Annotated in this window: 7 protein-coding genes; 5 read left to right on the top strand and 2 right to left on the bottom strand. The window is 40.1% G+C overall.

All coding sequences use genetic code 11. The features are described 5' to 3' along the window. The first annotated feature begins 14 nt into the window (after window positions 1-14). From V7K73_RS11570 to V7K73_RS11560, 3 genes are read left to right on the top strand one after another with little or no spacing between them, the layout of a single operon-like run. Window positions 15-1,343 carry an ATP-binding protein gene (locus V7K73_RS11570; protein WP_334880009.1) on the top strand — a complete coding sequence of 443 codons (1,329 nt, stop codon included), beginning with the start codon at window positions 15-17 and terminating at the stop codon, window positions 1,341-1,343. A 45-nt stretch (window positions 1,344-1,388) separates the two neighbouring features. Next, complete coding sequence (locus V7K73_RS11565; RefSeq protein ID WP_334880007.1) at window positions 1,389-1,778, top strand: type II toxin-antitoxin system RelE/ParE family toxin; 390 nt, start codon at window positions 1,389-1,391, stop codon at window positions 1,776-1,778. After that, a complete protein-coding gene (locus V7K73_RS11560; protein WP_334880006.1) occupies window positions 1,771-2,112 on the top strand; it encodes a helix-turn-helix domain-containing protein in 342 nt (113 codons plus the stop codon). The genes V7K73_RS11565 and V7K73_RS11560 overlap by 8 nt, the downstream gene beginning before the upstream one ends. Window positions 2,113-2,208: 96 nt before the next feature. On the opposite strand, the gene V7K73_RS11555 is transcribed toward V7K73_RS11560, so the two are convergent. Together V7K73_RS11555 and V7K73_RS11550 are read right to left on the bottom strand one after the other, a co-directional pair. Further along, window positions 2,209-2,796, bottom strand: a complete 588-nt coding sequence (locus V7K73_RS11555; RefSeq protein WP_334880004.1) for a Uma2 family endonuclease — start codon at window positions 2,794-2,796, stop codon at window positions 2,209-2,211. Between the two features lie 282 nt (window positions 2,797-3,078). Beyond that, window positions 3,079-4,281 carry an AGE family epimerase/isomerase gene (locus V7K73_RS11550; RefSeq protein WP_334880002.1) on the bottom strand — a complete coding sequence of 401 codons (1,203 nt, stop codon included), beginning with the start codon at window positions 4,279-4,281 and terminating at the stop codon, window positions 3,079-3,081. Between the two features lie 416 nt (window positions 4,282-4,697). Between V7K73_RS11550 and V7K73_RS11545 the strand changes: the two genes are divergently transcribed. Further along, a complete protein-coding gene (locus tag V7K73_RS11545) occupies window positions 4,698-10,094 on the top strand; it encodes an ATP-binding sensor histidine kinase (protein WP_334880000.1) in 5,397 nt (1,798 codons plus the stop codon). A gap of 393 nt (window positions 10,095-10,487) precedes the next feature. Further along, on the top strand, window positions 10,488-15,623 hold the full coding sequence (locus V7K73_RS11540; RefSeq protein ID WP_334879998.1) for a trifunctional serine/threonine-protein kinase/ATP-binding protein/sensor histidine kinase: 5,136 nt from the start codon (window positions 10,488-10,490) through the stop codon (window positions 15,621-15,623). Window positions 15,624-15,661 lie beyond the last annotated feature (38 nt).

The raw sequence follows: 15,661 nt of genomic DNA, 5'->3' as shown, positions 1-15,661 counted from the left end.
GTAAACTGTAAGACATGGCAAAGCTCAAAATATCGAAAAAAATCTCCACAGCTTTAATCAATTCCCTTGGTGCGGGGGTAGTACCAAGAGTGGGAGTTGAATATATAGCAGTAGGGCGAGAAAAAGAACTCAAAAGCCTATTACAAAATCTCGATGATATTGCAGAAGGTGTAGCAGCATTTCGTTTCATAATTGGTAACTACGGTTCCGGTAAAAGTTTTTTATTGCAACTACTTCGCAACCGCGCGATGGAGCAAGGTTTTGTAGTAGCTGATGCTGATTTATCCCCGGAACGTCGATTAGCAGGAAGTAATAATGAAGGTGTCGCTACCTATCGAGAATTAATGAGCCACCTAGCTACAAAAACTCGTCCTGATGGTGGTGCTTTAGTCTCAATTTTGGAAGGATGGATTAATAAAATTCAACAAGAAGTAGTTAAAGAAACTGAAATGCGTCCGAATGACGATGGTTTTGATAACCAAGTTGAATCGAAAATTAGGGAAGTCGTTCAGTCTATTGAAGATTTAGTTCACGGGTTTGATTTTGGTAGCGTGATTATCGCTTATTGGCGTGGCTACCGATTGGATGATGATAATTTAAAAAATGCGGCGATGCGTTGGTTGCGCGGAGAATTTACCACTAAAGTTGAGGCGAAAGCAGCTTTAGGAGTGCGCGTTATTATTGATGATGATAGTTGGTATGACTATATAAAACTGTTTGCGAAATTTGTCGCTGAAATTGGTTATAAAGGACTGTTAATTTTAGTTGATGAAGCTGTACATTTATATCAAATATCTACTACAGTCACGCGGGAAAAGAATTATAATCGACTCCTGGCAATGTTTAACGATACCATGCAGTGTAAAGCTGAACATCTTGGGATTGTCGTTGGTGGAACAACTAAATTTTTAGAAGACCCCAAACGCGGACTTTTTGCAGACCAAGCTTGGCAAAGACGCACAAAAGAAAGTCGTTTTGTTGCACAAGCTAATGTTCAGGAACATTTAGGGCCGGTGATTCGGTTAAATCCGTTGAGTGAAGCAGAAATTTTGACGCTTTTGCAACGTTTGGCTGAGATTCATGCACTCAATTTTGGGTATGAACAGACTTTAACAAATCGTGAGTTAAAGGAGTTTGTCAAAGAAATTATTAATCGCTTGGGTGCAGAAGCATTACTGACACCAGGGGAAATTGTGCGAGATTTTATGAGTGTGCTGAATATTCTTTACCAAAATCCAGGAATTGCGTTTGGTGAGTTAATTCATGGCTCTAAATTTAAACCTACTGCGATGGGTAAAGATGCAGATGTAGATGAGGATAGCGCAGTAGAATTTAGTTTGTGATATTATTAACCAAATATGTATGCCAAAACTAGCATCTTGTAAAAGATGAGTCCTTTATTAAAGCTACTCGAGTGGGTTGGAAGGTCGCTTGATGATTTGAGAGAGTTTCCAGAAGATGTTCAACAAATGATGGGTTATGCTCTGTACTTGGCTCAGTGTGGTGAGAAGCATGATTCAGCAAAACCTCTCAAAGGATTTAAAGGTGCTGGAGTGTTGGAAGTTATAGAAGATTTTGATGGTGACACTTACAGAACTGTTTATACAGTCAAACTGGAAGATGTTATTTATGTTTTACATAGTTTTCAGAAGAAATCCAAACACGGTATTACTACACCAAAGCAAGACATCGAATTAATTAAAGCAAGGCTGAAGCGGGCAAAAGAGCATCACGCACAAAACTATAGCCGGAAACAAAAGGAAGAGAAAAATGACTGAAGAAATCAGTGTAAAAGCAAGTAGCGGTAATGTGTTTGCAGATTTAGGTTTAGCGAACCCTGATGAACTACTTGTGAAAGCAGAACTTGCACGTCAAATCAGTGAAATTATCGCTAAACAGGACATTAATCAAGCTGAAGCAGCCCAACTATTGGGAGTTGATCAACCCAAGATTTCTGCTTTAGTAAGGGGAAAACTATCAGGCTTTTCAACAGAGCGACTGTTCCGATTTTTGAATGCTTTAGGTTGTGATGTGGAAATAGTGGTGAAGTTAAAACCAAAATCTCAAACACACGCTCAAACTAAAGTTTGTAGTTATGTATTAGAAAACTAAAAAACGTAACAGTATTTAAACGGATCTCTAATCAACATATTCATTTAAGATATTTGAGAGGATACAATACTTTTTTACGCGATCGCACCAACAAAATCATTCACTAGTACCTTCTGGAAATAACCGATTCAAGTCTAATAATACATCTTCAAATCCAGGAATCGCCACTGACTGATTTGATAAATAAATCTGCTTGCTGAGATAGCTAAACTGATTTTGAGCATTCTGATACGGCTGGCTGTGACGCTCAAGTTGACGAGCCGGTAAATTGACAATCCAGTAATGATAAATTCCGGCTTCTGCATACAATGAAAGCTTAGTTGTTTGATCGTAATCTATGGTTTTATCTGAAATTTCAATCACTAACAAAATATCTTCGGGATAGGGATGATGAGCAAGATAATCTTCATCTCTTCCTCGTGCAATGACAACATCCGGCTCAGGTTCACTCTGATTAGGAAGGGTGATAGGATCTTGTCCACGGATGACTGCTCGCTCGCCTAGAAGCCGATCCAATTGACGGCATAAGATAGAACTACAAACTGTATGAGGTGTTCCCTTTGCTGTCATTTGAATTAGTTCTCCTCGAATCAATTCAATATGATTGGCCTCTGTGAGAAATCCGAGTTCAATCAATTGATGGTATTCTGCGATCGTAAATCGCTTAGGTGTCACAACATTCATGAAATATCTTTCCAATAGTACTTGTACACTAGCAGAGATTAAACTAAGCTAGGACTTAGGCAAAAACTCCTCAAACTCTTATTACTTCGTGTCCTTTGCGTCCTTTGCGGTTCGTTTTTCCATAATTTTGCGTAAGTCCTATAAGCAATAAAAATTAAATAACATACAATTTATATCCGACAACTTACCTCACCCTCAATCCCTCTCCTTATAAAGGAGAGGGAAGCTAGATAGAAGATGAAGTTTTGCATTTTATTTAATTCACGTTCCTAAGTGAGTTGTTTACTGCCGCACTAATTGCAATGCCTCAAATTGCTGCCAACAAAGGTACAATGCACGCGGTACATGAAAACATCCTTTCCATTTGCCACCTTTGAGGTTCAACAATACTTCTCCACGGCGATTCAGGTAGCCAAACCATTCACCGTATTCGGAATCAGCAAAATGTGACCAGGTGTAATCGTGCATTTTTTGATACCATTCCCAACACACCTCACGCCCAGTTAGGCGATAACCCATCGCTAATGCAACCAATGATTCTAGGTGAACCCACCACAGCTTTTGATCCCATTCCAATTGTTGTAGGGGATGACCGTCTGCATCCATAAAGTAATACAATCCGCCATACTCGCTATCCCAAGCAAAATTTAGGATGTTTAGCACCACATCAACGGCTTGGTTAATTGTTTTGGTGTCGTTTTGGCGACGCGCGATATCGATGATAAACCACATAGCTTCGATACCGTGACCTGGATTAATCAGCCGTCCCTCAAAAGAATCGATGTGGGAACCATCAGGGGCAACGTTTTCGTACATTAATCCCCGTTCTTGGTCAAGAAAATCGCTCATCACTTCCCGGACAGTCTCAGCTAAGACATTCTCTAGGGTTTCCTTTGGCAGCAACCATTCCATTTCTAAAGTCAGGTTGGCTAAAATCATCGGTACAGCCAATGATTTCATTGGGCGTGTGCCGGGATAGGTTTTATTATATTTGCCCTTGGGGTTATCCTTGCGGCGTAATACGTTGTTGTAAGCTTGCATCGCTACATCCTTTGCCCATTCTTCGCCGCCAGCGAGGGCATATTTACTAAATGCCATCGCCGCAAAGCAATCAGAAAAGATATTGTAAGGCTCAACCAGTGGTTTACCTTCACGAGTCAGGGCAAAGTACCAGTTACCATCGCTATCTCTGCCGTGTTTGGCGAGAAAATTAGCGCCATTGCTGGCAATCTTCAGCCAGTTTTCGCGCTTTTCTAGCTGGTTGTAAAGCATGGAAAAAGTCCACACCTGACGGTTTTGCAGCCAGATGAATTTGTCTGTATCATAAATTTTGCCTTCGCGATCCAGACAGGTGAAATAGCCGCCTTGCTGCCAATCGAGAGAATATTTTTCCCAAAAGGGGAGTACGTCGTTAAGGAGAGCGTTTTTGTAAAGTTCAGCGTAGGCGTAGCCTTTCGGAGGCATCGCTTGAAAATTATACTCCATAAATTTCCTCCCCTTTTGTAGCAAAACCAACAGCTTAACAGTTATCATATTTTGGCTCTAACATAAAGCGACGCCGAATAGCCGGTCGTAGACATCGCGTCAGTCTTTTACTAGTAGTCTGTCGCATTAATTTTGCGGGGCTGCGAGATCCCCGACTTCTTTAGGACTTACGCAAAATGACCAAAAAACGAACCGCAGAGGACGCAGAGAACACAGAGGAATAAGAGTTTGAGAGAGTTTTTGCGTAAGTCCTGTTCTTGAAGAAGTCGGGGATCTGAACACCACGAACCTCTGAAAACTTTTGGGACAGGGTACTAGAACGTTTACTTTTGCTTAAATCCTAAAAACCTTTTACTTGACTGATAAAGATTACTGATTTGGGAACAATAAATCAGAAATCACCAGAATTAAGCAGTATGTTCAACACTCTTGTCAATATTGCCGGATATCAGATCAGTGAAGAACTCTACAATGGTTCGAGAACCCTAGTGTATCGGGGGTATCGAGAAGCTGACTTTTTAAGAGTAGTCATTAAACTGCTGAAAAATTCTTATCCCAACTTCTCTGAACTCTTGTCGTTTCGCAATCAGTACACCATTACTAAAAATCTCAACTCACCTCTAATTGTCCAACCCTACAGCCTGGAAACCTGCCAAAATGGCTATGCGTTGGTGATGGAAGACTTTGGGGGGATTTCTTTAAAGGAGTGGGGAGTAGGGGGAAGTGTAAAATCTTTGGTGGAGTTTTTAGAAATAGCGATCGCACTATGTAATACCTTAGATGTACTCTACCGGGAGCGGATTATTCATAAAGATATTAAACCTGCCAATATTTTAATTAATCCTGAAACAAAACAAGTTAAATTAATTGATTTTAGTATCGCATCTTTACTACCACGAGAAACGCAAACGTTAGTCAATCCCAATGTGTTAGAAGGGACACTAGCTTATATTTCTCCAGAACAAACAGGCAGAATGAATCGGGGAATTGACTATCGAACTGATTTTTATTCATTAGGTGTAACTTTTTACGAATTACTCACGGGAGAGTTACCATTTCAATCAAACGATGCAATGGAGTTGGTACATTCTCATATTGCAAAACTTCCAGAGCAATTGAGCAGCAAAAGGGGAAAAGAAATTCCTCAAGTTCTTTGTGATATCGTCATGAAATTGATGGCAAAAAATGCTGAAGACAGATATCAGAGTGCGTTGGGGCTGAAATTTGATTTAGAAAATTGTTTACATCAGCTACAAGTTTCTGGCATAATTAAAGATTTTGAAATTGCGAGTAGGGATGTGTGCGATCGCTTCAGCATCCCTGATAAACTTTATGGACGAGAAACCGAAGTAGAAACCCTACTCCAAGCATTTGACCGAGTTAGCCTTGGTGCAACAGAAATGATGCTGATAGCAGGTTTTTCGGGAATTGGAAAAACAGCGGTTGTTAACGAAGTTCATAAGCCCATTGTTCGCCAACACGGTTATTTTATTAAAGGGAAATACGATCAATTTCAGCGTAATATTCCCTTTTCGGCATTTGTGCAAGCTTTCCGAGATTTAATGGGGCAATTGTTAACCGAAAGTGATGCTCAAATCCAGAAATGGCAAACTAAGATATTAGATGCAGTTGGAGAAAATGGACAAGTAATTATTGAAATTGTCCCGGAATTATCAAGAATTATTGGTCAACAACCACCCGCTATAGAATTATCAGGTGCGGAGGCAGAAAATCGATTTAATTTATTATTTCAAAAATTTACCCAAGTTTTTACCAGCGCCGAACATCCCTTAGTTATGTTCCTTGATGATTTGCAATGGGCAGATTCAGCATCACTGAAGTTAATACAGCTATTAATGGCTGATACAAAGCATCTTTTCTTAATTGGTGCGTACCGTGATAACGAAGTTAATCCAGCACATCCATTAATGTTGACTTTAAGTGAAATTCAAAAAAACCTCTTCACGATTAATACGATTACTTTAGCGCCACTTAGTCAAACCACAGCGAATCAGTTAGTTGCTGATACACTGAAATGTCCTGAAAGTTTAGCATGGAATATTTCTCAATTGCTCTGCCAAAAAACTCAAGGAAATCCGTTTTTTGCAACTCAGTTTCTCAAAGCATTACATCAAGAAAATCTGATTAAATTTGATTTTGAGTTAGGCTGTTGGCAATGTGATATTGCACAAGTGACGACTCAATCGGTTACAGATGATGTTGCTGCCTTTATGGTTTTTCAATTACAAAAACTACCTTCCTCAACTCAAAATATATTGCAGTTAGCAGCTTGTATTGGCAACTCTTTTGATTTAGCAACTTTGGCAATTGTTTCAGAACAATCAGACATCGAAACGGCTGCGGATTTATGGAAAGCATTACAAGAAGGATTGATTTTTCCGATTGGTGATGTTTATAAGTTTTATCAAGATTCGTCATTAGTTATTAGTGATTTCTCATTAGAAAAGAGCGAAGAAAAAATAGTTTGTTATAATTTTTTACATGATAGAGTGCAACAAGCTGCTTATTCCCTGATTCCCGATGAGCAAAAAACAGCAACTCATCTCAAAATTGGTAGGTTACTTCAACAGAACTTATCCGAGTTAGAGCTTGAAGAAAAACTGTTCGTTCTTGTTGGGCATTTGAATTTAGGAATTGAGTTAATTAGTCAATTAAAGGAACGCCAAACCTTAGCTCAACTGAATTTGCAAGCTGGGGTGAAGGCGAGAAATTCTACAGCTTACGCCGCCGCCAGGGTTTATCTGCAAACCGGGATTAACCTACTTGAGACAAACTGTTGGCAAGATCAGTATGATTTGACTCTGAATTTGTATGTTGCATCTGCTGAAGCTGCCTATTTAAATGGTGATTTTGCGGGCATGGAACAGCAAGCCACATTGGTATTGCAGCAGGCATTGACGATTTTTGACAAAGTTAAAATCTACGAAATTCAAATCGCGGCACTAGTGGCTAGGAGCCAAATTTTAGCAGCGATCGCAGTAGGAAGAGAAGTTTTAGCCAAATTGGGGGTAGAATTACCAACGGAAGTAGACGAAGCTTTGATTGGCAAAGTCTTACAAGACCTTAAAGAGCAACTCCAAAACAGAGAGATTGCTGGGCTGATTGACTTGCCGGTAATGAGCGATCGCACCGCCCAAGCAGCGATCGAAGTGTTAGGAATGTTGTTTCCACCACTGCTGCACGGAATTCCTGGTTTACTGCCCCTCTTGAGTGCAACGATGGTGAAGTTGTCGCTCCAGTTTGGGAATGCACCCGCCTCGACGGTAGGATATGTAATTCATGGAATGGTGCTGTGTGCCTTTTTGGGCGAAGTCGAAACAGGCTACCAGTTTGGTAGATTAGCACTCTCGTTGCTTGTGAGGTTGAATGCTCTCTTAATCAAGCCCATCACTCTAAACTTGTTTGGGGCATTCATCCAACATCGTCAGCAACCATTCTTGGCAACAATACCCACGCTGAAAGATGGCTACACGGCTGGTATAGAAAGCGGCGATTTTCTCTCCGCCGGTTACAGCATAGGAGCTTACAGCTATATTGCGTTTTTCGCAGGTGTAGACTTGGATACTTTGTCACCCGAACTGGCCGCTTACAATCCTGCGCTAGCTCAGATGAAACAAAATTCGGCGCATGTTTTTTTCCAGATGGTGCAGCAAGCAATAGAGCATTTGAGAGAAACGGTAAACCAACCGGATTGCTTAATAGGCACTATCTACGATGAAACCGTAATGCTGCCAAAGCACCAGCAAGATAATGATTTTACTGCGATCGCTATTGCCTACATCTACAAACTAGTGCTTGCTTACTCTTATGGTAATTATCAGGCTGCCCTCGACTACATTACCCAACTCAAGTCATACTTAATCGCAGTATCGGGAACAGTTCATATTCCCATTTTCCATTTTTATACTGCCCTAACGCACTTAGCACTCTTGCGTAACCAGCCAGAAATTGAGCAATCTGAAATACTTGCTGTTGCCATCACTCATCAAACGATTCTGCATCAGTGGGCGCAAAATGCCCCGATGAATCACTTGCATAAATGGTATTTAGTCGAGGCTGAACGTTATCGAGTTTTGGGTGATAAAGCCCCTGCAATTGAATGTTACGATCAAGCCATTGCCCTCGCCAAAGAAAATCAATTTATCAACGAAGAAGCCTTAGCTAACGAACTCGCTGCTAAATTCTGTCTTGATTGGGGTAAAGAACAATTTGCTCAAATTTATATCACAAATGCTTACTACTGCTATGCTCGCTGGGGAGCAAAAGCTAAAGTTAATCACCTCGAAAAAACCTATCCCCAAGTCCTCGCCCCCATCCTGCAACAGCAACGACTCAACCTCAACCCAAAAGAAACTCTTGCTTTTCATGGCACTTCCTCATTCACTCGCACGCATAGCACTAACAGTACTAGTATTTCTGAGGTTTTAGATTTTACCTCTGTTTTGAAAGCAGCTCAAGCTATTTCCAGTTCTCTGGAATTAGACCAACTCATTGCCAGTCTGACTCAGATTATCCTAGAAAACTCTGGAGCAAAAAAAGTTGTATTGCTACTTCAAGAAGAAAATACTTGGCAAGTCCGAGCAATTACCTCAAGCGATCGTAAGGAAATACAAACAATTCTAATTCCACAATTACTCGACAATTGTCAAGATATTCCCATGACAATTATCAACTATGTCAAAAATACTCAAGAAACGGTTGTTATCAACAATTCTCAAACAGATATCCCTGGTGTAATTGGGAAATATATGTTGGAGAAACAACCCAAAAGTGTATTATGTACTCCAATTATTAATCAAGGGCTTATGGTGGGGATTCTTTACTTAGAAAATCAACTTACTCAAGGCGTATTTACTAGCGATCGCCTCAGCATGATTAACCTTTTCTCTTATCAAGCCGCAATATCCCTAGAAAATGCTCGACTTTATCAACAAGCTGGGCAAGCACTACAAGATTTACAACAGGCACAACTAAAAATTGTCCAAAGTGAGAAAATGTCTGCACTGGGCAATTTAGTTGCTGGGGTAGCTCACGAAATGAATAATCCCCTCGGTTTTATTTCTGCCAGTCTCAAACAAGCTAAACCTACCTTTGGCGATCTTATCGAACATTTGAAACTCTATCAAGAAAGCTTTCCCAACAAAAATCAGGAAATTATTGACCATGAGTCAGAAATCGACTTAGATTATAGCTTAGAAGACTTGCCCAAAATGATTGATTCCATGTCTATAGCGTGCGATCGCCTAAAAAATATCAGCACCAGTTTACGTACTTTCTCTCGTACCGATCGAGACTACAAAGTGCCTTTCAATATTCACCAAGGCATTGATAGCACAATTCTCATTCTCAAGCATCGTCTCAAGGCCAATGAACACCGTCCTGCTATTGAAGTTGTCACAAAGTATGGTAATTTATCTCAAGTAGAATGTTTCCCTGGTCAATTAAATCAAGTATTTATGAATCTTCTAGCAAATGCTATTGATGCCTTAGAGGAATCTAACACCGGACGCAGTTATGAAGAAATTCAAGCTAATCTTAACTACATTACAATTACAACCTCACTCGAAAATCAAAGCGTTAAAATTACGATTACTGATAATGCTAAAGGGATGAGTGAATCAGTGAAACAAAAAATATTTGAACATCTATTTACTACTAAAGCTGTTGGTAAAGGAACGGGGTTGGGGTTGGCGATCGCTCGTCAAATAGTTGAAGAAACCCACGGCGGAAAATTGAGTTTTAACTCTGTTTTAGGTGAAGGTACAGAATTTTTTGTTGAAATTCCGGTGTAAAAAACTTTGCTCTTGTTTAAAAATTACTTGATATGCATCATTCATTCTTGACTCTTAATTCAGCATAAAGTTTTATTTTATACTATTATTTATAAATTTTAAGTATAATTTCTAATTGACAAAGTAACTTTTTTTAATAATTTACGAATAGATAGAAAGCGCGTTTTCATTGTGAATTATGACTGAATTTGAGATTTTAAATTTTGGATTTTAGATGAAAGATTCAAAATCTAAAATCTAAAAAAGGTTGCGAACAAGCGAATTTATACTAGTTTCGCCAGAAGCAAGCTACGTGAAGTAAATCTAAAATCTAAAATCCAAAATTGTTTGACTCCTGAATTCTGCTGCATATTCTGGGAACACTATATCTGTAAATCATTAGGATTTAGCAGTATGGTTAGCACTTTTGCCAATATTCCCGGATATCAAGTAAACGAAGAACTCTACAATGGTTCTAGAACTTTAGTTTATCGAGGGTATCAAAAAGTTGATTCATTACCAGTAGTGATTAAACTACTGAAAAATCCTTATCCCAGCTTCTCTGAACTCTTGTCGTTTCGCAATCAGTACACTATTGCTAAAAATCTCAACTCACCGTTAATCGTCCAAACCTACAGCCTCGAAGCCTACCAAAATGGTTATGCGCTGGTGATGGAAGACTTTGGGGGGATTTCTTTAAAGGAGTGGCGAGTAAGGAGTGGGGAGTTGGGAGTGTGGGGAAGCGGAGAATTTTTGATGGAATTTTTAGAGATAGCGATCGCACTGTGCAATACCTTAGATATATTGTATCGAGAGCGGATTATTCATAAAGATATCAAACCTGCCAATATTTTAATTAATCCCGAAACCAAAGAAGTTAAATTAATTGACTTTAGTATTGCATCCTTACTACCACGGGAAACCCAAACACTTATCAATCCAAATGTGTTAGAAGGGACACTTGCTTATATTTCTCCAGAACAAACAGGTAGAATGAACCGGGGAATTGACTACCGCAGTGACTTTTATTCATTAGGTGTGACATTTTACGAATTACTCACGGGACAATTACCATTTGTCTGTGATGAACCGATGGAATTGGTGCATTGTCATCTCGCTAAAACTCCCATTGCAGTACATGAAAATAATCCCAATCTTCCCTTAGTTTTATCTGAAATCATCAGCAAATTAATGGCGAAGAATGGTGAAAAACGTTATCAGAGTGCTTTGGGAATCAAGCATGATTTAGAGATTTGCCTAAGTCAATTACAATCTACAGGAAACATTGAATCCTTCGCACTAGGAGAGCGTGATATTAGCGATCGCTTCATCATCCCTGACAAACTCTATGGACGAGAAACCGAAATTTCAACTCTATTAGAAGCATTTGAAAGAGTTAGCCTTGGTGCAACCGAAATGATGTTTGTCGCTGGGTTTTCGGGTATTGGTAAAACTGCGGTTGTTAACGAAGTTCACAAACCGATTGTTAGACAACGTGGTTACTTTATTAAAGGTAAATATGACCAATTTCAACGGAATATTCCCTTTAGTGCATTTGTAAAAGCATTTCGAGACTTAATGGGTCAATTGCTGTCAGAATCAGATGCACAACTGCAAGCCTGGAAAAGCAAAATTCTGGAAGTTGTTGGCGACAATGGACAAGTCTTGATTGACGTAATTCCAGAGCTAGAACGCATTATTGGTACTCAACCCCCGGCTATAGAACTATCAGGGGCTGCTGCCCAAAATCGTTTCAATCTGCTAATGCAGAAATTTGTGCAAATCTTCACAAGTATTGAACATCCCTTAGTGATGTTTTTAGATGATTTGCAATGGGCAGATTCCGCATCGCTGAAATTGCTGCAATTGTTGATGATAGAAACAGGACATTTATTAATCTTGGGTGCATATCGGGATAATGAAGTATCACCAGTTCACCCATTTATTCTGGCTGTAGATGAGATCGTCAAAACTGGGGCAGTGGTCAATACGATCGTGCTACAAGCATTAAGCGAACCAATTTTGAATCAGTTGGTAGCAGATACGCTCAATTGCGAATTATTACTTGCCCAACCTTTGACAAAATTGATTTATCAAAAAACTCAAGGTAATCCTTTTTTTGCTAGCCAGTTTCTCAAGGCGTTAAATGACGAAAATCTAATTATCTTTGACTTACAATCTCGCCATTGGCAGTGTGATATTGGCCAAGTCAGAGCCTTAGCAATTACTGATGATGTGGTGGAGTTTATGGCACTGCAATTGCAAAAATTGCCGCACAAAACTCAGAATGTTCTCAAACTAGCAGCTTGTATTGGGGCGCAGTTTGATTTGAATACATTGGCGATTATTTCAGAACAATCTCTAGAAGCAACGGCAGCTGATTTATGGAGAGCTTTGCAAGAAGGGCTGATTATTCCGAATACGGAAATATATAAGTTTTTTATTCAGTCTGATAGTGCATCAGTTTCTAATGGAGCAGCTAATCCGATTTATCGATTTTTACATGACCGCGTTCAACAAGCTGCTTATTTCTTAATTCCCGATCACAAAAAGCAAGCAACGCATCTCAAAATTGGACAGTTACTTCTGCAAAACTCTTCAGAAATAGAACGAGAAGAAAAACTGTTTGATATTGTTTTGCATTTGAACCAAGGACAAGGATTAATTACTCAACAGCAGGAACGAGAAGCCTTAGCGCAACTCAACTTAAAAGCTGGTGTTAAAGCCAGAAGTTCAACTGCATACACCGCCGCCAGACTGTATCTACAAACTGGAATTGAGCTACTAGAGGTCAATTGTTGGCAAAGTCAGTATGAATTGACTCTGAATCTATATGTCGCAGCAACAGAAGCCAGCTATTTGAATGGTGATCTTGAAAGCATGAAACAGCTTGCCGCAGTGGTATTACAGCAAGCACAGACGATTTTAGACAAAGTGAAAATCTACGAAATTCAAATCGCGGCACTACTTGCTGGGAGCCAAATGTTAGCAGCGATCGCAGTCGGAATCGAGGCTCTAGCGCCATTGGGGATAGAATTCCCCAATGCGCCAGATGAAGCCCAAATCGGCAAAGCGCTACAAGACCTTAACCAGCAACTCCAGGGTAGAGAGATTAGTGGGCTGATTGATTTGCCGGTAATGAATGAACCGACAGCGATGCCTACGGCGGGCTACGCCTACGCAGCGATGCAACTGTTAGGAATCTTGTTTCCCCCAGTGTTGCAAGGAATGCCAGGTTTAATGCCCCTGTTGAGCGCGACAATGGTACGGTTGTCGCTCCAGTTTGGCAATTCCCCCGCCTCAACGACAGGATATGTGATTCATGGTATAGTGCTGTGTGCTTTGCTCGGGGAAGTAAAAACAGGTTACGAATTTGGTCGATTAGCCCTTTCGTTGCTGGAAAGGTTGAATAATCGGAAAATGAAGCCCAGCACTCTAAACCTGTTTGGGTATTTCATCCAGCCTCGCCAGGAAGCACTCTTGGCAACGCTACCAACGCTGAAAGAAGCCTACACTGCTGCCATAGAAACAGGTGATTTTCTCTACACTGGCTACAGCATATTAGGTTACGCCTATAATGCGATTTTTGCAGGTGTAGACCTAGACAAGTTGGCATCCGAATTAGCCGCTTACAGTGCTGCCCTGGTTCAGTTAAAACAAGATTTAGCGTATATTCTTTTGTCTTTGATGCGGCAAATGGTGCAGCAATTCAGAGAAAGGGTAAGTCAACCCGATTGCTTAATTGGCACTGCCTACGATGAAACGGTGATGTTGCCGAAGCACCAGCAGGATAATGATCTCTCGGCGATCGAACACTACGATCGCGCCATTCAACTCGCTAAAGAAAACCAATTCGTTAACGAAGAAGCCTTAGCTAACGAACTTACCGCCAAATTCTATCTCGATTGGGGCAAAGAAAAAGTTGCCGCAAGTTATATGCAAGAAGCCTATTACTGTTACGCTCGGTGGGGAGCAAAAGCCAAAGTTGTCGAGCTAGAAACCCGCTATCCCCAGGTACTTGCAACAATTTTGCAAAAACAGCAACCATCTTTAAAACTGATGGAAACGATGATTCCTATTTCTCATAACACGATCCAAAGTTCCAGCTTAAGTAATACTAGCCTCTCAGAAGCCCTCGATCTGGCAACTATTCTCCAAGCTTCTCAATCTCTCTCTAGTGAAATTGAGTTGGATAAATTACTCTCCACTCTACTTCAGGTCATACTCAAAAATGCCGGAGCTGATAAATGTGCGTTGCTGATGCCAAAAGGCTCGCGCTGGGTAATTGAGGCATTATCCCAACTCGAAGGGCCTGCGATTATTTTGGGTTCGCTGCCTTTTGAGGATCATCAAACAGTACCTGTTGCACTGATCAATCGGGTCAAAAACACCCTTTCATTGGCTGTAATTGACAATGCAGTAGTCGAGCCAACCCTAGCGGCTGATCCATATATTCTGCGCCATTCACCCAAGAGTATTCTCTGTGCGCCACTTCTCAACCAAAGCAAGTTGATTGGCATTTTGTACCTAGAAAATAACCTGACGGTGGGAGCCTTTACCAGCGATCGCCTACAAGTTCTCAAACTCCTCACTACTCAAGTAGCTATTTCTCTAGAAAACAGTCAATTATATCACAAATTAGAAAATTATTCCCATACTTTGGAGCAAAAAGTAAAAGAACGGACCGAAGAAATAACAGAAAAAGCAACTCAGTTAGAATTAACACTGGAGAAACTTTACTCGACTCAAGCCCAACTAATTCAATCAGAAAAAATGTCTAGTTTGGGACAGCTAGTTGCTGGGATTGCTCATGAAATTAATAATCCAATTAATTTTATCTATGGCAATTTACAACCAGCGAGTGAATATGTTGCATCCTTGATTGAATTAAATAATTTATATCAACAACTTTATCCGCAACCATTGCCAGAGATTGCCCAAAAAATCGCCGATATTGAACTAGAATTTCTGGTAAATGATTTACAAAAGATCCTGTCCTCGATGAAGGCAGGAGCAGATCGCATCTGTCAAATTGTCCTCTCACTGCGAAACTTTTCCCGGTTGGATGAATCAGAAATAAAAGGAGTAGACATTCATTCTGGGATTGATAGCACGCTGTTATTTTTGCAGCATCGACTTGAGAGTAATAGTAAACACCCAGAGATTGCAGTTATTCAAAAATATGGTCAACTACCTTTAGTTAATTGTTATGCGTCTGCTCTCAATCAGGTGTTTATGAATATTCTCAACAATGCCATTGATGCCCTAGAAGCATCAGAGAAAAATTCCCAACCGACTATTATTATTCAGACTGAATTAAAAGAACCAAAAAAGGTAATTATTCGCATTGCAGACAACGGTATAGGGATAAGCGAGACTGTGCGAAATAATATATTTAATCCATTTTTTACAACTAAATCAGTAGGTAGTGGTACAGGCTTGGGATTATCAACTAGCTATTCGATTGTGGTAGAAAAACATGGAGGCCAGTTAAGCTGCATTTCCACACCAGGAGAGGGTACAGAATTTATCATTGAAATTCCGGTGTAAATTTTTGCTCTTGTTAATAAAAAACTTGATATATCTGG

The organism is Nostoc sp. (assembly GCF_036916975.1).
In the GTDB taxonomy this organism is placed as follows: domain Bacteria; phylum Cyanobacteriota; class Cyanobacteriia; order Cyanobacteriales; family Nostocaceae; genus Nostoc.
Note: the sequence above shows the minus strand (reverse complement) of the source record. Positions and strands in the feature narration are given on the sequence as shown.